This window comes from Pseudonocardia halophobica (genome assembly GCF_027922425.1).
GTDB classification, from domain to species: domain Bacteria; phylum Actinomycetota; class Actinomycetes; order Mycobacteriales; family Pseudonocardiaceae; genus Pseudonocardia; species Pseudonocardia halophobica.
Map to the genome: position 1 here is coordinate 24,819 of NZ_BSFQ01000050.1, position 16,856 is coordinate 41,674.

Here is a 16,856-nt window from a genome sequence, read left to right on the forward strand (position 1 = left end):
AGTCGGGTCAGGGGCCGCTCAGGCCTCCGGCGGGGTCCACTTGTCCGTGCGCTGCATACCCGCGGCGCGGCCCTTGCCCGAGATCACCAGGGCCATCTTGCGGGAGGCCTCGTCGATCATCTCGTCGCCGAGCATCGCGGCACCGCGCTTGCCGCCGGCCTCGGAGGTGAACCACTCGTACGCGTCGAGGATGTTCTCGGCGTGGTCGTAGTCCTCCTGCGACGGGCTGAAGACCTCGTTGGCCGCGTCGATCTGGCCGGGGTGCAGCACCCACTTGCCGTCGAAGCCCAGGGCGGCGGAGCGGCCGGCGACGCGCTTGAAGCCGTCGACGTCCTTGATCTGCAGGTACGGCCCGTCGATGGCCTGCTTGTCGTGCGCGCGGGCGGCCATGAGGATCGACATGAGGATGTGGTGGTAGGCGTCGCCGACGTCGTAGCCCGGCGGCTGCTCGCCCACGACCAGGGACTTCATGTTGATCGACGCCATGAAGTCGGCCGGGCCGAAGATGATCGTCTCGACGCGCCGGCTCGCGGTGGCGATCTCGTTGACGTTGGTCAGGCCCAGCGCGTTCTCGATCTGCGCCTCGATGCCGATCTTGCCGACCTCGTAGCCCATGGTCTTCTCGATCTGCGTGAGCAGCAGGTCGAGCGCGACGACCTGCTGCGGCGTCTGCACCTTCGGAAGCATGATCGCGTCGAGGTTCGCGCCGGCGCCCTCGACGACCTCCGTGACGTCCCGGTAGGTCCACTCGGTGGTCCAGTCGTTGACGCGGACCACGCGGGCCTTCTCGCCCCAGCCGCCCTCGTTCAGCGCGGCGACGATCGTCTTGCGGGCGCCCGGCTTGGCCAGCGGCGCGCACGCGTCCTCGAGGTCGAGGAAGACCTGGTCCGAGTCCAGCGTCCGGGCCTTGTCGATGAACTTCTGGCTCGAACCGGGAACCGCCAGGCAGGACCGGCGGGGGCGGAGCGGGCGGGTGCTCTCGGACGTCACTGTCGTACTCCTCGTCGCTGATCGGGGCCGCTACGGATGCTGGCACGTCCCGGCGCCCAGCGCGCCGTCAGGTGATTGGTTTCTCACCCATGCAAGGTGGACGGGGGTTACCGGCCGGTACCGCCCCCTCCGACCGGACGGTCCGGGCGGGTGGTTTGCGCTGCTGGTGCGGTCCCCCGGCCCGCACACCCAGGATGGCGCGGCAGACTGGGCGAGCCGACCGCGACCCAGGTGGGGGCCCAGGTTGGTCCGGCGAACCCTCCGGGCCCGCTTCGGCACCCGGAACGGCGCACTCATCCGCGGACTCGCACGCCCGAAGCGCATGGCACCTGCAGGAGCTGTCTCCACACCCGGGACGGCGCGGCACACCCGCCGGGGCTGCTCCCGCCGGGTCTGCGAGCTCGACGGACTTTCCGAGGCGAGTCAGGGGAGGGCGGTGAGTTCGCCCCGGGAGACCGGGACCACCCCACCCCGGACCGTGGTGGCGACCGCCCGCCCGTCCTCGGCGCGGACCTCGACGTCGAGGCGGGAGGGGCGGCCGATCTCGGCGCCCTGCGCGATGGTGAAGCGCGACGCGCCGTCCGGGTCGAGCAGGCCGCGGTCGGCGAGGAACACCCCGAGCGCGACGGCGGCGGAGCCGGTCGCGGGGTCCTCGTCCACCCCGACCCCGGCGCCGAACATCCGCAGGTGCACCTGCCCGCCGTCGCCGGACACGCTCGCCACCACCAGCCCGGTCAGACCGGCGGTCTGCGCTCGCACCCCCTCCGCGTCGGGCACGGCGCGGGCCACGGCGTCGGGCCGCACCAGCAGGAACGCGAACGGCACACCCGCCGCGGCGACGCCCGGGGCGGCGGCGCCGTCGACGTCGTCGGGGGTCAGCCCGGCCGCGGCGGCGAGCAGGGCGGCGTCGAGGTCCTCCCCCACCTCGGGCCGCCCGCCCGCGACGCGCGCGCCGTCGGCGTCGACCGCGACGGGCAGCAGCCCGGCTCCGCACTCCTGGACGACGTCGCCGTGCCGGATCGCGCCGTCCCGCGCGAGCGTCCACGCCGCGCCGACGCTCGGGTGCCCGGCGAACGGCAGCTCGACGGCCGGGGTGAAGATCCGCACCCGGTAGTCCGCGTCGGGCGTGCTCGGCGGCAGGGTGAACACCGTCTCGGAGAGGTGGAACTCGGAGGCGATCGCCTGCATCGCCTCGCCCGAGGGTTCGTGCTGCTCGCAGCGGACCACGGCGAGCGGGTTGCCCGCGTACGGGCGGTCGGTGAACACGTCCACGACGTCGAAGCGGAGGCTCGGCACGGGACGGAGACTAGGGCCGACCGCCGGAACCGGGCGGGCGCGCCGCTGCGCCGTCCGGCGTCCGTCGCCGAACGGCGGCCGTCCGGTCCGTCACGGCTCCTACGCTGTGCGCCGGACCACACGAGGACGGACCCCATGGCACTGCTGCGCGAGGTCACCGGGTACGTCGCACATGCCGTGCTGTTGGCCTGGTGGCTGTGGATCGTGCTGTCGACGGCGCCGCAGCTGCGCCGGGGCATCCGGGACCGGCGGACCCGCACCCAGGTGATGTTGATCAAGACCGCCGCCCTCGTCACCGCGGCGCTCCTCGTCGGCGTCATCCACTTCTGGGCCACGGAGTGGTGGCAGGTGCTCGTCGCGCTGCCGGTGGCCGTCGTGATCGGGATCGTGCTGCACCGCGCCTACCGCAGACTGGTCGCCCCTGCCCGGCACCGGTTGACGATCACCCGCCGGGTCAGGCGTATCCGGTCGGCCTGAGGATCGGTCCGACCCGGCCCCCACCTGGGGTGACGGCCTAGTCTGTGCCCCATGGGCGCGGCGCGGATCTTCGTGGCACGGATGGCGGGCCTCGCCGTGTTCGGGCCCGACGGGGAGCGGATCGGCAAGGTGCGCGACGTCGTCGCCACCCTGCGGCTCGACGCCACCCCGCCGCGGGTGCTGGGCCTCGTGGTCGAGCTGTCCAGCCGCCGGCGCATCTTCGTGCCCATGCTGCGTGTGGCGGACGTCGACCCCGCCGCCGTCACCCTGGCCAGCGGCTCGGTGAGCCTCTCCGGCTTCCACCAGCGCCCCAACGAGACGCTCGTGCTCGGCCAGATGCTCGACGCGCCGGTCACCGTACGTGAGTCGGGCGAGCCCGCCACCGTGGTCGACGCCGCGATCGAGCCGACCCGCAGCCGGGACTGGATGGTGAGCCGGCTGGCCCTCCGCACCGGCCCGCGGCGCCTGGGGCGCCGCAGCCCCGTGCAGGTCCTGCCGTGGAGCGCCGTCCAGGGGCTGACCCTGTCCGACCGGCAGGGCACCGAGGGCCTCCTCGCCGTGTTCGACTCGATGCGCCCGGCCGACGTCGCCGCGGCGCTGTCCGAGCTGCCCCGCAAGCGCCAGCGCGAGGTCGTCGACTCGCTCGACGACGAGCGGCTGGCCGACGTGTTCGAGGAGCTGTCGGAGAACGACCAGCGCGTGCTGTTCGCGCACCTGGACTCCGAGCGCGCCGCGGACGTCCTCGAGGCCATGGCGCCCGACGACGCCGCCGACCTCCTCGGCGAGCTCGACGACGAGGAGGCCGGCCGGCTGCTCGCGCTGATGGAGCCCGAGGAGTCCGAGCCCGTCCGGCGGCTGATGACCTACGAGACGCGCACCGCCGGCGGCCTGATGACCCCGGAGCCGATCGTGCTTCGGCCGGACGCGACGGTGGCCGAGGCGCTCGCGCACGTACGGAACCCGGACGTGCCGCCGGCGCTGGCGAGCATGGTGTTCGTCTGCCGCCCGCCGAGCGCCACCCCGACCGGTCGCTACCTGGGCTGCGTGCACAGCCAGCGGCTGCTGCGCGAGGCACCGTTCGAGCTGGTCGCGGGGCTGGTCGACAGCGAGCTCGCCCGGCTGGAGCCCGACGCCTCGATCGAGGAGATCACCCGCTACTTCGCCACGTACAACCTGGTGGCGGGCCCGGTCGTCGACCCGGAGGACCACCTGCTGGGCGCGGTCACCGTCGACGACCTGCTCGACCACCTGCTGCCGGAGGGCTGGCGGGACCAGCCGGCCCTCGGGCACGTCGAGCCCGGGGTCGGCGAGCTCGCACGGAACGGGACGGGGCCCGACGGGTCCGGACGGACGGGGGCCGCCGATGCCTGAGCTGCAGACCGGCCGCCGCCTCGACCAGCCGCTGCTCGGCCGGCGGCGGATCGAGTTCGACCCGGACGGCTTCGCCAGCGCCGCGGAGCGCATCGCGCGGTACCTCGGCACCGGTCGCTACCTGGGCATCCAGACGGTGATCGTGCTCGTGTGGATCGGGCTGAACCTGGTCAGCTGGCGGCTGCAGTGGGACCCGTACCCGTTCATCCTGCTCAACCTGGCCTTCTCCACCCAGGCGGCCTACGCGGCGCCGCTGATCCTGCTCGCGCAGAACCGGCAGGACGACCGGGACCGGATCGCCCTCGAGGAGGACCGGCGGCGCGCCGAGCGCACGAAGGCCGACACGGAGTACCTCGCCCGCGAGCTCGCCGCGCTGCGCCTCGCGATCGGCGAGGTCGCCACGCGGGACTACCTGCGGGGCGAGCTCGAGCGGGTCACGCAGAGCCTCGAGGCCACCGTCGACGCCGCGGTCCGCGGCGAGGAGCCCGACCGGCGGCCGGAGAAGCGGGAGGCGAAGCCGCGGCGCCGCTGACCGCGGGCCGCGCCGTCACCCCCCGCGAGTCGCGCTCCGGCCCTCCGCGAGTCGCGGCGGAATCAGGTCACGACGAGCCGGGAGCAGATGCGCTCCAGCGCCGCCAGGTCGTCGGCGTCGAGCCGCGTTGCGAAGTGGCTGGTCACCCCGCGCAGGTGGGTGCGCGAGGCGGTCCGCAACCGGTCCAGACCGGCCGGCGTGAGTCCCGCGGCGACCCCCCGGCCGTCGGACTCGACCCTCGTGCGGCGCACGAGCCCGGCGCGTTCCAGCCGGTCGACCAGCCGGGTCACCCCGGACCGCGAGAGCAGCACGGCGTCGGCCAGCTCGGTCATGCGCAGCCGTCTCCCGGGCGCCTCGGCGAGCTGGACCAGCACGTCGTAGGCCGCCAGCGAGAGCTCCTGCTCCGCGACGAGTTCGGTCTCCAGCGCCCGGGTGATCGTGGCGTGCGCCCTCAGGAACGCCCGCCACGACGCCATCTCCTCCGGCCTCGGCACGACCTGCCCCGACCGGTCCTTCCCCCCGTGCGCGGACCCCGTGGTGCGCAGGCCGTCCGAGCCAGCCCGCCCTTCGGCGATGTCCGTCACGCCCGTAGATGCTACGGACGCGAGAGCGGGCGCGGGACCGCACGTAGCATGGGAACCGACAGGCCGTGACCGCACTCGCGGCACTCGTCGACGAGGAAGGTTCAGCGGAGACCCAGATGTCCCTCATGGGAAACACCAGCACCGAGACCGTCGAGCAGGCGATCCGCGCCGCGCTGAGCAAGGTCGAGGACCCCGAGATCCGCAAACCGATCACCGAGATCGGCATGGTCAAGGGCGTCACGGTGTCCCCGGACGGCGTGGCCCAGGTGGGCGTCTACCTCACGGTCGCGGGCTGCCCGATGCGGGAGACCATCAATCGCCGGGTGACCGACGCGGTGTCGGCCGTGCCCGGGGTGAGCGAGGTCCGCGTCGAGCTGGACGTGATGAGCGACGAGCAGCGGACCGCCCTGCGCCGGCAGCTGCGCGGCGACTCCGACGAGCCGGAGATCCCGTTCGCCCAGCCCGGTTCGCTGACCCGCGTGTACTGCGTGGCGTCGGGCAAGGGCGGCGTCGGCAAGTCCTCGGTCACGGTCAACCTGGCCGCGGCGATGGCTGCGAAGGGCCTGCACGTCGGCGTGGTCGACGCGGACATCTACGGGCACTCGGTCCCGCGGATGCTCGGCGCGGCGGACCGGCCGACCAAGGTCGACAACATGATCATGCCGCCGCAGGCGCACGGCGTGAAGGTCATCTCGATCGGCATGTTTGTCGCCGACAACACGCCGGTCGTGTGGCGCGGCCCGATGCTGCACCGCGCGCTGCAGCAGTTCCTGGCGGACGTGTTCTGGGGCGACCTGGACGTCCTGCTGCTGGACCTGCCCCCGGGCACCGGCGACATCGCGATCTCGACTGCGCAGCTCATCCCGAACGCCGAGCTGCTGGTGGTCACCACCCCGCAGCAGGCCGCGGCCGAGGTGGCCGAGCGGGCGGGCTCGATCGCGCTGCAGACCCGGCAGCGGATCGCCGGCGTCGTCGAGAACATGTCGTGGCTGGAGATGCCCGACGGCTCGCGGATGGAGGTCTTCGGGTCGGGTGGCGGCCAGACCGTCGTCGACCGGCTGACCCAGGCCCTCGGCGCGCAGGTCCCGCTGCTCGGCCAGGTGCCGCTGGAGCCGGGCGTGCGCGAGTGCGGCGACTCCGGCACCCCGATCGTGCTGCGCAGCCCGGAGACCGCGGCCGCCCAGGTGCTCAACGGCATCGCCGACAAGCTCACGGTCCGCTCCCGCGGCCTCGCCGGCATGTCCCTGGGCCTCTCCCCGGTCCGCAAGTAATCGCGTTATGGAACCATGATGCGCTGAGGAACCCGCCAAAATCGCGTTATGGAACCATAATGCGATCCAGCCGGGCCGGAATGCGCATTATGGTTCCATAGCGCAGATGGTCAGACCGCGTTCGCCAGCGCCTTGGTCCAGAGCGCCAGGCCCTCGTCGACCTGCTCGGCGGTGGTGATCAGCGGCGGGATGAACCGCACGACGTTGCCGAACGGGCCGCAGGTCAGCAGCAGCAGGCCCTGCTCGGCGGCAGCCGCGTGCGCCTTGACGGCGGTGGCGGTGTCCGGCGAGCCGTCCGGCGCCGTGAACTCGACGGCGACCATCAGGCCGAGGCCGCGGACGTCGCCGACCTGCTTGACGTCCGCCGAGGCGTGGCGCAGGCCCTCGAGCAGGCGGCGGCCCTGGACGGCGGCGTTCTCGACCAGGCCCTCCTCCTGCACCACCTCGAGGGTGGCGAGCGCGGCGGCGCAGGCCACGGCGTTGCCGCCGTAGGTGCCGCCCTGCGAACCCGGGCGTGCCTTGCTCATCAGCTCGCGCGAGGCGGCGATGCCGGACAGCGGGAAGCCGCTGGCCAGGCCCTTGGCGGTGATGAGGATGTCCGGGGTGACGCCCTCGGCGTGCTGGTGACCCCAGAACTTCCCGGTGCGGCCGAAGCCGGTCTGCACCTCGTCGGCGATCAGCAGGATGCCGTGCCGGTCGGCTCGCTCACGCAGGCCGCGCAGGAAGGCCGGCGGGGTGGGCACGTAGCCGCCCTCGCCGAGCACCGGCTCGATGATGAACGCGGCGACGTCGGCCGCCGGGGCGGTGCTGACGAGCTGGCGGTCGAGCTCGGCCAGCGCGAACTCGACGGCCTGCTCCTCGCTCCAGCGGTAGCGGTAGGCGTAGGGGAAGGGCGCGAACACCGCACCGCCCATCAGCGGCCCGTTGCCGGCGCGGATCTTGGCGCCCGACGTGGTGAGCGCGGCGGCGCCCATCGTGCGGCCGTGGAAGCCGCCGTCGAAGGCCAGGATCAGCGGCCGGCCGGTGGCGTGCCGGGCCAGCCGCACCGACGCCTCGACCGCCTCGGAGCCGGAGTTGAGGAAGAAGACGCTGTCGAGCGCCGGCGGCAGCACGTCGCCGAGGCGCTCCACGAGCTTGAGCAGCGGCTGGTGCATCACGGTGGTGTACTGGCCGTGGATCAGCGTGCCGACCTGCTCCTGCGCCGCCGCGACGACCTTCGGGTGGCAGTGCCCGGTCGAGGTGACGCCGATCCCGGCCGTGAAGTCCAGGTGCCGGCGCCCCTCGGTGTCGTAGAGGTAGACCCCCTCGCCGCGCGCGGCCTTGACGGGCGTGGCCTGGGTGAGGACCGGGGACAGCTGTGCCATGGAACTCCGCTCCACGAGTCGATGATTGTCGTGTTGTCGACAATCTCAGGGAACCATGCCGGACCGTACCCCGGCAAGGGGGACTAGCCCGACAGGAGCCCGACGACGGCGACCAGCACCGGTGCGCTGACGATCGTCGTGGTCAGCGCGGCGTCCCGGCCCAGCCGGACGCCCTCGTCGAAGCGCACGGCGTAGCCGAAGACGTTCTGTGCGGTGGGCAGCGCCGCACACACGACGACCGCGGTCAGCGCGGGTCCGGACAGCCCCAGCACGAGCCCGCCGAGCACGAGCGCGAGCAGCGGATGGACCAGGTTCTTCAGCACCACGACGCACCACAGCGAGGGCCCGACGTCGCCGGTCCCGGGGCGCGCGGCCCCGCGCAGCGAGATCCCGAACGCCAGGAGCATGCCGGGCACCGCGAGGTCGGCGATGAGCTGGAGGGGCGCCATGACCGGCTCCGGCGGCAGCCAGCCGGTCGCCGAGACGATCAGCCCGGCCGCCGTCGCCATCGCGATCGGGTTGCGCAGCGGCGCCGTCAGTGTGCGGACCCAGGAGGTGCGCTCGCCCGACACCACGTCGAGCACGGTCGTGTAGAGCGGGGTGAGCACGGCGAGCTGGAACAGCAGCACCGGCGCGACGGCGGCGGCGTCGCCCAGCGCGTAGGTGGCGATGGGCAGCCCGAGGTTGCCGGCGTTGACGTACCCGCTGGCCATCGAGCCGATCGCGGTCTCCCCCGCCGGGCGCCGCCGCGCCAGCCCGACAGGCAGGTACAGCGCGCAGGCGAGCGTGCTGGTCAGCGCGGTGACGACCAGCGAGGACGAGAACACCGCGCCGACGTCCGCCCGCGCGAGCGTGACGAACAACAGCGCGGGCGACGCCACGAAGAACGCGGTTCGGGAGAGCACCTGGGTGGCCGACGGGCCGAGCACACCGGCCCGGCCGATGCCGTAGCCGACGGCGATGACCACGCCGATGACGAGGAAGCCTTCGAGGATGCCCGTCACGAGCGCGCGAGGAAGCCGGTCACGTGTCCCGAGGTTACGGCCGGGGCGGGTCCCGCGGCAGGTCTCCCGCCGCAGGTCACAGAGGGTCGTGTGTGGCAACTGCCCCTCTAGGGGCAGTTGCCGCTCACGGGGTCAGGCGGGCAGGGCGGGAGGGGGCGCCACGTCGAGGATGCGGGAGACGGCGTCGGCCATGTGGGCCTCGAGGACCCGGGTCATGAGCTCGGCGTCGCCCGCGGCGAGGGCGTCGCGCAGCGTGCGGTGCTCGGCGAGCAGGTCCTCCGACGGCGGGGCGGTCTGCTGCAGCGCGGCCAGGCACATCCGCGTCTCCACCAGCAGCGTCCGCGACATCCGGTGCAGCCGCGGACTGCCCGACGCGGCCACGAGCTCGGCATGGAAGTCGTGGTCGGCGTCGGCCAGCGCGACGGCGTCGCCGGCGGCCGCCGCGGCCTCCATCGCCGCGATCGCCGCGGTCAGCCGGGCGACGGCCGGGCCGCGGTCGGGCTCGGCGAGCAGGAGCAGCGCCGCGGCCCGCTCCACCGCCGTGCGGGCGGTGTAGACGTCCCGCACGTCGGCGGCGTCGAGGTCGCGGACGAAGAGCCCGCGGTGCCGCTCGCTGCGCAGCAGCCCCTCGGCGACCAGCCGTTGCATGGCCTCGCGCAGCGGCCCGCGGCTCACCCCGAGCCGCGCCGCCAGGTCGACCTCGCCCAGCTGGGTGCCGGGCGGGAAGGTGCCGCGCATGATCGCCGCCCGGATGCGGTCGGCGACGATCGCGGCCGTCGACCGGCGGTCGATGGGCTCCAGGTCGCCCATCCGGATCCCGGAGAGTCCGCCCGCACCCGCCATGGCCTCAGCCCGCCTCCGGGCCGGCGGCGAAGAGCGCGCCGAGTCCCGTCCGCGCCCGGTCCGCCCCGGCGAGCCGCAGCCCCTGCCACACGCTGACCTGGTTGGCGGTGAGCACCGGCTTGCCCACCCGCTCATCGAGCCGGTCGAGGACGTCGATTGTGTGCAGCGCGGTGTCCGGCATGAGGATCGCCTGCGCCCCGGCCGCGGCCGGGTCGCCGGCCACGGCTGCGGCGAACTCCAGCACGACGTCGTCGGTCAGGGTGCCCACCTCGGCCGCGGTGATGATCCCGCGCGAGGTCAGGGTGAGGACGCGGATCCCGGCCTTGCCGAGGAACTCGACGAACCGCTCGGCCACGTCGTCCGGATAGGTGGCCCCGACGGCGACGGTGTCGATCCCGAGCCGGCGGCAGGCGTCGACGAAGGCGAACGACGTGCTCGACGCCGGCACCCGGGCGACCTCCTGCAGGGCCTTGACCTGCGCCGTGGCGCCGTCCCAGCCGAACACGAAGGAGCCGGAGGTGCAGGCCCAGATGATCGAGTCCAGCGGCCCGTCCGAGGCGGCCACGGCCTTGGCGCCGTCGGCCAGGATGTCCTCGGAGCCGACGTCGAGAAGGGCGTCGACGCGGTGCGCGTCCTCCCGCATCAGGGTGTGCACGAGCGGGAGCCGGCTGCCGTCGCCGAGCCGCTGCTCGGCGCGCGGGTAGTCGTCCTCGGCGGAGTACCCCGGGTACAGGATCCCGACGGTCGGGGTCACGGAGGCGGTCTGTGTCACGGGCGTTCCTCGCGGTCGGGCCGGGCAGGTTGTCGACAATCGTACAAGCCCGCCCCCCGCTTGGTCACGCCGCCGAGCGCTGCAACGGGACCTCGAGCAGCCGCCCGCCGCCCACGGCCTGCCGGCCGATGGCGCGCAGCGAGGCCCACATCGTGACCTGGTTCGCCGTGATCACCGGCTTGCCCAGGGCCTGCTCGAGGGGCTCGATGATGTCGTAGGTCGGGAGGTTGGTGCAGCTGATGAACAGCGCGTCGGCCTCGGGCCGGTCGACCGCCTTGACGATCGACACGACCTGCTCGTAGCCGACCCGCCAGATGTTGCCGAGCAGCCCGAGACCCTCGCTCGCGACCGTGCTGATCCCGCTGTCGGCGAGGTAGGTCACGAGCCGGTCGGTCACCGCGGCGATGTACGGCGTGGCGATGGCCAGGTTCTGCACCCCGAGCAGGTGCAGGGCGTCGACCAGGGCGCCGCTGGTGGTCGTGGCCTCCGGGGCGCCCGCCTCGATCATCGTCCGGCGGAGCACGAACTCGCCTGCCACCCCGCTGACGAAGCTGCCGGACGTGCACGCGAACGTGACCACGCCGGGCCGCGGCGTGAGGACGTCCCGGGTCGCCCGCCGCACCGCCCGCCGGTCGCCGACCGCGACGGCCATCTCGACCGTGACCGGCGTGGTGAAGAACGGCAGCCGGGTCAGGTACAGCGAGACGTCGTCGGGTGCCCAGCGCCAGAGCTCGCGGTCCAGCGCGAAGTCGAACGGGGCGACGACGCCGACCCCCGGCGTCTCGTCGCTCGCCTCGTCGGTGTCCGACCCGGAGCCGTGGTGGGCATCCGGGTCGACGAGACCGACGGAGAGTTCAGCGGGCATCGTGCTACTCCACTCGAACGCCCCGAGTAGACCGCCCTACTCGGAGGAACCCTCGGGGAGCCGCTCGTACACGAGCCGCTCACCCACGCTGCCGGACCGCCACACGTCGTGGCACGCCTCCGCCATCGCCGGCAGATTCTCCACGATCGTGGCGTAGACGTTGCCGGGGACCCATCCCACGTCGCCGTTGAGCAGGAGGTTGTTCCGGCCGTAGAAGATCGCCAGGTCGATGCCGCCGGCGGCCTGGTCGATGTCCTGGTCCTCCTTGAAGGAGGCGTCGAGCATGCCGCCGTGGAAGTCGAAGTAGCAGACGTCGCCCGGGATGGGGGTGACCGTCGGGTTCTCCTGGCCGATGGTCGGGCCGAACCGCGGGACGATCGAGTAGACCTCGTTGCGGGCGTACTTCGCGTGCTGCGCCGGGCCGCCCAGCGGGCCGTCGGCCAGCGCCTCCCAGACCGCGGCGGTGGTCCGCGGGGCCTCCTTCTCGAGCAGCTCGGCCATGCAGGACACGGCGCGGCGCTCGAGGCTGATCCGGATGAACTTGGGCAACGCACACACCTCATACGGCGACAGGCAGCAGGACACCTCCGCACAGGACGCGGATTGTTGACAATCATACGAGCGCTTCCTAGCGTGTCAATCGCCTCCCCCGCTTCCGGAAGGATCTTCGGCGTGCCCGTTCCCGCAGGTCAGCCCGTCATCGCCGTGCTGACCGGAGACGACCCACCGATCGGCCTCGACGAGCGCGCGGAGGACGCCGAGATCCGTCTCGCCGGCCCGTCCGAGCTGGCCGGGGCGTTGTCAGGGGCGGACGTCCTGCTCGTCTGGGACTTCCTCTCCCCCGCCGTGCCCGACGCGTGGCGCGCCGCCGACACCGGCGCCGTCCGCTGGGTCCACACGGCCAGCGCCGGCGTGGACAAGGTCACGTTCCCGGAGATCCTCGAGCACCCCGCGCAGATCACGAACGCCCGCGGGGTCTTCGACCGGCCGATCGCGGAGTACGTCACCGGCGTGGTGCTGGCCTTCGCCAAGGACCTCCCGACCACGCTGCGGCTGCAGGTCCGCCGCGAGTGGCGGCACCGCGAGACGTCCACCGTGCACGGCCGCACCGCCGTCGTGGTCGGCAGCGGGCCGATCGGGCGGGCCATCGCCGACATGCTCGGCGCCGTCGGACTGCGCACCGAACTGGTCGGCCGCCGGGCCGCCGAGGGCGTTCACGCGTTCGACGCGCTGCCCGGGCTCCTGCCCTCCGCCGACGTGCTCGTGCTGGCCGCCCCGCTCACCGACGCCACCCGCGGGATGCTCGACAAGGCCGCGCTGGACCTGCTGCCGGACACGGCCCGGGTGGTCAACGTCGGCCGCGGGGGACTCGTCGTCGAGCGGGACCTCGTGGCCGCGCTGCAGGGCGGCCGGATCGCCGGCGCCGCGCTCGACGTGTTCGAGACCGAGCCGCTGCCCGCCGACTCGCCGCTGTGGGAGATGGAGAACGTGATCGTCTCCCCGCACATGTCCGGCGACGTCGTGGGGTGGCGGGGCATGCTGGTGGACCAGTTCCTCGACAACCTCGCGCGCTACCGGGCGGGCGAGCCGCTGCACAACGTCGTCGACAAGAGCCTCGGATACGTGAAGGGCACCTCGTGAGTACTGCTGATCTCTCCGCCACCGAGCTGCTCGCGGGCTACGAGAAGGGCGAGATCTCCCCGGTCCAGGCCACGCAGGACGCGTTGGACCGCATCGAGGAGCACAACGCGGAGGTCAACGCCTACACGTTGGTCGACGCCGACTCGGCGCTGGCCTCCGCCCGCGAGTCGGCGGAGCGGTGGAAGGCGGGCACGCCGGTCGGCCCGCTCGACGGCGTGCCGACCTCGATCAAGGACATCCTGCTCACCAAGGGCTGGCCGACCACCCGCGGTTCCTGGGTCGCCGAGCAGCCCGAGCCGTACGACGTCGACGGCCCGCCGGTCGCGCGGGTGCGCGAGGCCGGTGCCGTGCTGCTCGGCAAGGTGACCACGCCGGAGTACGCGTGGAAGGGCGTCACGGACTCGCCGCGCTGGGGCGTGACGACCAACCCGTGGGACGCCACGAAGACCGCGGGCGGGTCCTCCGGAGGCTCCTCCGCGGCCGTCGGGCTCGGGATGGGGGCGCTGTCGCTCGGGACGGACGCCGGCGGCTCGGTGCGGATCCCCGCCGCGTTCACCGGGACGGTCGCGCACAAGTCGACCTACGGCCGCGTCGCGCACCACCCGGGCAGCCCGTTCGGCACGCTGGCCCACGTCGGGCCGATGACCCGCACCGCGCTCGACGCCGCGCTGCTGCTCGACGTGATCGCCGGCTTCGACGCCCGCGACCCCTGGCTGCTCCCTGTGTCGATCGAGGGGGGCCCGCCGCGCCCCTACGCCGAGCAGGCGACGGACGGTGTCGCGGGCCTGCGCATCGCGATCAGCCCCACGCTCGGCTATGTCGATGTGCACCCGGACGTGAAGTCCGCCTTCGAGACCGCCGCCGAGGTGTTCGCGCGGCTGGGAGCCACCGTCGAGCGCGCCGACCCCGGGTTCTCCGACTGCGTGGAGCCCTTCCACGTGCTCTGGTTCGCCGGTGCGGCCAAGTGCCTCGAGCCGTACTCCGCCGAGCAGCGGTCGCGGATGGACGCGGCGCTGGTGGAGATCGCCGAGCAGGGGGCGCGGTACTCCGCGACCGACTTCCTGGGCGCCATGGCGGTGCGCAACGACATGGGCTCGCTGATGGGCGGCTTCCACCAGGAGTACGACCTGCTGCTCACCCCGACGCTGCCGATCCCGGCGTTCGAGGGCGGGCGCGAGACGCCCTCGGGCGAGGGACGCTGGACGAGCTGGACCCCGTTCACCTACCCGTTCAACATGACCCAGCAGCCGGCCGCGAGCGTGCCGTGCGGGTTCACGGGCGAGGGGCTGCCGGTGGGCCTGCAGATCGTCGGTCCGCGGCACGCCGACGGCCGCGTCCTGGCCGCCGCCCACGCCTACGAGCAGGCCACCGACCACCACAGGCAGGTCCCGACCCTGCTCCGGTGATGCACTATGGAACCACAATGCTCATTTCCAGGACGATCCTGAGCATCAAGGTTCCATAACGCGAATGGATGGGCCGGATTCACGCGTTATGGTTCCATAACGCGGGACGGGGTCAGGTCGCGTCGGGGTCGATCGGGGGGCGCTCGTCGGGGGCGAGGCGCTCGACGGGCCTGGCCGCCGGAGGGGCCGCGGGAGCGGTGTCGCTCGCACCCGTGCTCCCGTTGCCGTTGGAGCGCAGGGTGTTCATGCCCAGCGGGTCCGGGTCGTCGTCGAAGAGGGTGCGGCGCACGGCGGTGCGGGGGTTGAAGTTGCGCAGGCCGCGCAGGTCCTCGAGCGGCTTGCGCAGCTCGTCGAACTCCGGGCCCAGCTCGTTGCGCAGCTTCGTCTGCGCGCCGGTGGCGTACTCGCGCACCTGACGGACCGTCTTGCCGAGCCACGCCGCGGCGGACGGCAGCCGCTCCGGGCCGAGGATGAACAGCCCGGCCACGACGAGGACGAGGATCTCTCCCCAGCCGACGCTGTCGAACACGGGCCCAGCCTACGCGGTGTCAGTCCGAGGCCAGCGTGGCGTTGACCGTGAGCGGCCGCCCGTCCCGCACGAGCTGGACGGGGACGACGTCGCCGGGGTTCTTCTCGCGCACCGCCACGATCAGCTCGTCGGCCCCCGCGATGTCCCGGTCGCCGACCTTGACGATCACGTCGCCCTCGACGATCCCGGCGCCGGCGGCCGCCCCGCCCGCCACCACGTTCTGCACCTGCGCGCCGTCGGCCTGCCCGTCCGTCACCGAACGGACGTTGACGCCGAGATCGGCGTGCGTGACCCGGCCGGTCCGAACGAGCTCCTCGGCGATGGTCCGCGCGGTCTCGATCGGGATGGCGAAGCCGAGGCCGATCGAGCCGCCCTCGGACTGCCCGGAGCCGCCCAGGCTGCGGATCGCCGTGTTGATCCCGACGACGGCGCCGGTCGAGTCCACGAGCGCGCCGCCGGAGTTGCCGGGGTTGATCGCCGCATCCGTCTGCACGGCGTCGATGACGGCGACGTCGTTGCCGTCGCCGTCGAGCCGGACCGGGCGGTCGAGCGCGCTGACGATGCCGGTGGTGACGGTCCCGGCCAGCCCCAGCGGCGAGCCGATCGCGATCACCGCGTCGCCGACCGCGAGCGACCCGGAGGACCCGAACTGGGCGACGGTCGGGTTCGTGACCTGCACCTTCACCACGGCGAGATCGGTCTTCGGGTCGCGGCCGACGATCGCGGCCGGCGCCCGGCTGCCGTCGCTGAACACGGCCTGGACGGTCGAGCCCTGCGCGTCGGCGGCGGGCGCGACGACGTGGTTGTTGGTGAGGATGTAGCCCGCCGGGTCGATCACCACCCCGGAGCCGGTGCCGCCCTGCTGGCCCACCTTGATGTCGAGCGAGACGACGGCGGGCAGCACCCGGGCCGCGATGTCCGAGACCGAACCGGGCGGCCGTTCCTTGCCCTCGGCGGTCGTGGTGAGCGTGGCGCCGGGCTCGGTGAGCGAGTTCGCGCCCTCCGCCGTGTACCGGCCGACCAGGCCGCCGAGCGCGCCGATCAGGAGCGCGAGCACGCCGAGGATCGCCAGCGCCTTGGGCTCGACGCGGCGGCCGAACAGCACCTCGCGGACGCTGAGCCGGGCCCCGGGTCCGGGCTCGGCCGCCGGTGCCGCGTCGCCCGCGGGCGGCGGGCCGAGCTCGACCGGGCTCTCCGGGCGCCGCCACGGGTCCTCCCGGCCGTCCGTGCCGGCGGCGTCGCCGGTGGGCCAGAACGCGTCGTCGTCGCCAGGGCGCTCGCCGGTAGGGCCGGGCGGGCGCTGCAGGGTGGGCGCGTCGGCGCCGGGCCGGCCGAACGCGCTGGCCAGCGCCGCGGTGGGCGCGGGGGCGAGGGTGGAGCGGGCGCGCCCGTTGGTGGCGCCGCGGTCGGCGAACGCGCCTTCGACGCCGCTGGGGCGGCCGAAGACCTCCGCGGAGTCCGGGTCGACGGCGGGCCGGTCCAGGCCGCGGGGTCCCAGCCGGGGCGGCTCCTCCCGGGGCGGCCCGGCGGGGTCCTCCCCGCTCGTCCCGCGCTCGTCGGCCGGGTCCTGCGCGTCGCTCATGGTGCCGACCAGCCTGCCCGACGGCCGGTGAAGTCCGCGTAGCCGGGCGCGATCACCCGGCGATCAGCGCTCGGTGCGGGGCTCGCTCGCCGGTGCGGGCGGGGTCGTCGGGGTCGGCGCCGCCGATGGCGGCGTGCTGTTCCGGATCGCCGCGGGCTGGAAGGTCGCGCCCGTGTCGAGCCGGGCCGCGCCCTCGGAACCGGCCGAGCCGCCCAGCACGCTGCCGCCGAGCACCCCGCGCTCGGGCTGGGCCGGCGCGCCGGGGGCGACGGCGGACGAGGGCAGCACGCCGAAGGCGAGCGCGCCGAGCGCGAGGCCCGACGCCGCGG

Annotated in this window: 17 protein-coding genes and 1 pseudogene; 6 read left to right on the top strand and 12 right to left on the bottom strand. The window is 73.8% G+C overall.

The window, feature by feature from the left end; genetic code table 11:
- Positions 1-18 precede the first annotated feature (18 nt).
- Together PKE99_RS33735 and PKE99_RS33740 are read right to left on the bottom strand one after the other, a co-directional pair.
- Complete coding sequence (locus PKE99_RS33735) at positions 19-990, bottom strand: HpcH/HpaI aldolase/citrate lyase family protein (RefSeq protein ID WP_037042879.1); 972 nt, start codon at positions 988-990, stop codon at positions 19-21.
- 423 nt (positions 991-1,413) lie between these two features.
- Positions 1,414-2,286, bottom strand: a complete 873-nt coding sequence (locus tag PKE99_RS33740) for a PhzF family phenazine biosynthesis protein (protein WP_037042882.1) — start codon at positions 2,284-2,286, stop codon at positions 1,414-1,416.
- 135 nt (positions 2,287-2,421) lie between these two features.
- Here PKE99_RS33740 and PKE99_RS33745 point away from each other — a divergent pair, with 135 nt between their 5' ends.
- Genes PKE99_RS33745 through PKE99_RS33755 form a run of 3 tightly spaced genes read left to right on the top strand, consistent with a single transcriptional unit; the run spans position 2,422 to position 4,666 of the window.
- Entirely contained in the window at positions 2,422-2,763 is a 342-nt protein-coding gene (locus PKE99_RS33745) for a hypothetical protein (RefSeq protein ID WP_037042885.1), read from the top strand.
- A 51-nt stretch (positions 2,764-2,814) separates the two neighbouring features.
- A complete protein-coding gene (locus tag PKE99_RS33750) occupies positions 2,815-4,134 on the top strand; it encodes a magnesium transporter MgtE N-terminal domain-containing protein (RefSeq protein ID WP_051737056.1) in 1,320 nt (439 codons plus the stop codon).
- Positions 4,127-4,666: a DUF1003 domain-containing protein gene (locus PKE99_RS33755; RefSeq protein WP_063739693.1), complete on the top strand. Its 540-nt coding sequence runs from the start codon at positions 4,127-4,129 to the stop codon at positions 4,664-4,666. Before PKE99_RS33750 ends, PKE99_RS33755 begins: the two co-directional genes overlap by 8 nt.
- A gap of 62 nt (positions 4,667-4,728) precedes the next feature.
- Here the strand turns inward: PKE99_RS33755 and PKE99_RS33760 are convergent, their stop codons facing one another.
- Positions 4,729-5,142, bottom strand: a complete 414-nt coding sequence (locus PKE99_RS33760; protein ID WP_051737110.1) for a MarR family winged helix-turn-helix transcriptional regulator — start codon at positions 5,140-5,142, stop codon at positions 4,729-4,731.
- A gap of 233 nt (positions 5,143-5,375) precedes the next feature.
- Between PKE99_RS33760 and PKE99_RS33765 the strand changes: the two genes are divergently transcribed.
- Positions 5,376-6,521, top strand: a complete 1,146-nt coding sequence (locus PKE99_RS33765) for an Mrp/NBP35 family ATP-binding protein (protein WP_037043159.1) — start codon at positions 5,376-5,378, stop codon at positions 6,519-6,521.
- A gap of 110 nt (positions 6,522-6,631) precedes the next feature.
- Here the strand turns inward: PKE99_RS33765 and PKE99_RS33770 are convergent, their stop codons facing one another.
- From PKE99_RS33770 to PKE99_RS33795, 6 genes are all read right to left on the bottom strand, one after another.
- On the bottom strand, positions 6,632-7,885 hold the full coding sequence (locus PKE99_RS33770) for an aspartate aminotransferase family protein (protein ID WP_037042887.1): 1,254 nt from the start codon (positions 7,883-7,885) through the stop codon (positions 6,632-6,634).
- Between the two features lie 83 nt (positions 7,886-7,968).
- Positions 7,969-8,889 carry an AEC family transporter gene (locus tag PKE99_RS33775; protein WP_037042889.1) on the bottom strand — a complete coding sequence of 307 codons (921 nt, stop codon included), beginning with the start codon at positions 8,887-8,889 and terminating at the stop codon, positions 7,969-7,971.
- A 132-nt stretch (positions 8,890-9,021) separates the two neighbouring features.
- A complete protein-coding gene (locus PKE99_RS33780) occupies positions 9,022-9,732 on the bottom strand; it encodes a GntR family transcriptional regulator (RefSeq protein WP_197040527.1) in 711 nt (236 codons plus the stop codon).
- Positions 9,733-9,736: 4 nt separating this feature from the next.
- Positions 9,737-10,486 carry a maleate cis-trans isomerase family protein gene (locus PKE99_RS33785; RefSeq protein ID WP_037043162.1) on the bottom strand — a complete coding sequence of 250 codons (750 nt, stop codon included), beginning with the start codon at positions 10,484-10,486 and terminating at the stop codon, positions 9,737-9,739.
- 82 nt (positions 10,487-10,568) lie between these two features.
- Positions 10,569-11,369 carry a maleate cis-trans isomerase family protein gene (locus PKE99_RS33790; protein ID WP_037042891.1) on the bottom strand — a complete coding sequence of 267 codons (801 nt, stop codon included), beginning with the start codon at positions 11,367-11,369 and terminating at the stop codon, positions 10,569-10,571.
- A gap of 36 nt (positions 11,370-11,405) precedes the next feature.
- Positions 11,406-11,918: a DUF3830 family protein gene (locus PKE99_RS33795; RefSeq protein WP_197040528.1), complete on the bottom strand. Its 513-nt coding sequence runs from the start codon at positions 11,916-11,918 to the stop codon at positions 11,406-11,408.
- A 123-nt stretch (positions 11,919-12,041) separates the two neighbouring features.
- On the opposite strand from PKE99_RS33795, the gene PKE99_RS33800 reads away from it, so the two are divergent.
- Together PKE99_RS33800 and PKE99_RS33805 are read left to right on the top strand one after the other, a co-directional pair.
- Complete coding sequence (locus tag PKE99_RS33800) at positions 12,042-13,010, top strand: D-2-hydroxyacid dehydrogenase (protein ID WP_037042892.1); 969 nt, start codon at positions 12,042-12,044, stop codon at positions 13,008-13,010.
- Complete coding sequence (locus PKE99_RS33805) at positions 13,007-14,416, top strand: amidase (RefSeq protein WP_037042894.1); 1,410 nt, start codon at positions 13,007-13,009, stop codon at positions 14,414-14,416. Before PKE99_RS33800 ends, PKE99_RS33805 begins: the two co-directional genes overlap by 4 nt.
- 112 nt (positions 14,417-14,528) lie before the next feature.
- On the opposite strand, the gene tatB is transcribed toward PKE99_RS33805, so the two are convergent.
- From tatB to PKE99_RS33820, 3 genes and pseudogenes are all read right to left on the bottom strand, one after another.
- Complete coding sequence (tatB, locus tag PKE99_RS33810; RefSeq protein WP_037042896.1) at positions 14,529-14,945, bottom strand: Sec-independent protein translocase protein TatB; 417 nt, start codon at positions 14,943-14,945, stop codon at positions 14,529-14,531.
- A gap of 19 nt (positions 14,946-14,964) precedes the next feature.
- Complete coding sequence (locus PKE99_RS33815; protein ID WP_051737057.1) at positions 14,965-16,527, bottom strand: S1C family serine protease; 1,563 nt, start codon at positions 16,525-16,527, stop codon at positions 14,965-14,967.
- A gap of 63 nt (positions 16,528-16,590) precedes the next feature.
- Positions 16,591-16,856, bottom strand: a pseudogene (locus PKE99_RS33820) (hypothetical protein); the annotation flags it as partial.

What these genes read in the sequence shown, in the direction of transcription:
- PKE99_RS33745 (WP_037042885.1), top strand. Translation starts at nt 2,422, where the DNA reads ATGGCACTGCTGCGCGAGGTCACCGGGTACGTCGCACATGCCGTGCTG.
- PKE99_RS33750 (WP_051737056.1), top strand. Translation starts at nt 2,815, where the DNA reads ATGGGCGCGGCGCGGATCTTCGTGGCACGGATGGCGGGCCTCGCCGTG.
- PKE99_RS33755 (WP_063739693.1), top strand. Translation starts at nt 4,127, where the DNA reads ATGCCTGAGCTGCAGACCGGCCGCCGCCTCGACCAGCCGCTGCTCGGC.
- PKE99_RS33760 (WP_051737110.1), bottom strand. Translation starts at nt 5,142, where the DNA reads ATGGCGTCGTGGCGGGCGTTCCTGAGGGCGCACGCCACGATCACCCGG.
- PKE99_RS33765 (WP_037043159.1), top strand. Translation starts at nt 5,376, where the DNA reads ATGGGAAACACCAGCACCGAGACCGTCGAGCAGGCGATCCGCGCCGCG.
- PKE99_RS33770 (WP_037042887.1), bottom strand. Translation starts at nt 7,885, where the DNA reads ATGGCACAGCTGTCCCCGGTCCTCACCCAGGCCACGCCCGTCAAGGCC.
- PKE99_RS33780 (WP_197040527.1), bottom strand. Translation starts at nt 9,732, where the DNA reads ATGGCGGGTGCGGGCGGACTCTCCGGGATCCGGATGGGCGACCTGGAG.
- PKE99_RS33790 (WP_037042891.1), bottom strand. Translation starts at nt 11,369, where the DNA reads ATGCCCGCTGAACTCTCCGTCGGTCTCGTCGACCCGGATGCCCACCAC.
- PKE99_RS33815 (WP_051737057.1), bottom strand. Translation starts at nt 16,527, where the DNA reads ATGAGCGACGCGCAGGACCCGGCCGACGAGCGCGGGACGAGCGGGGAG.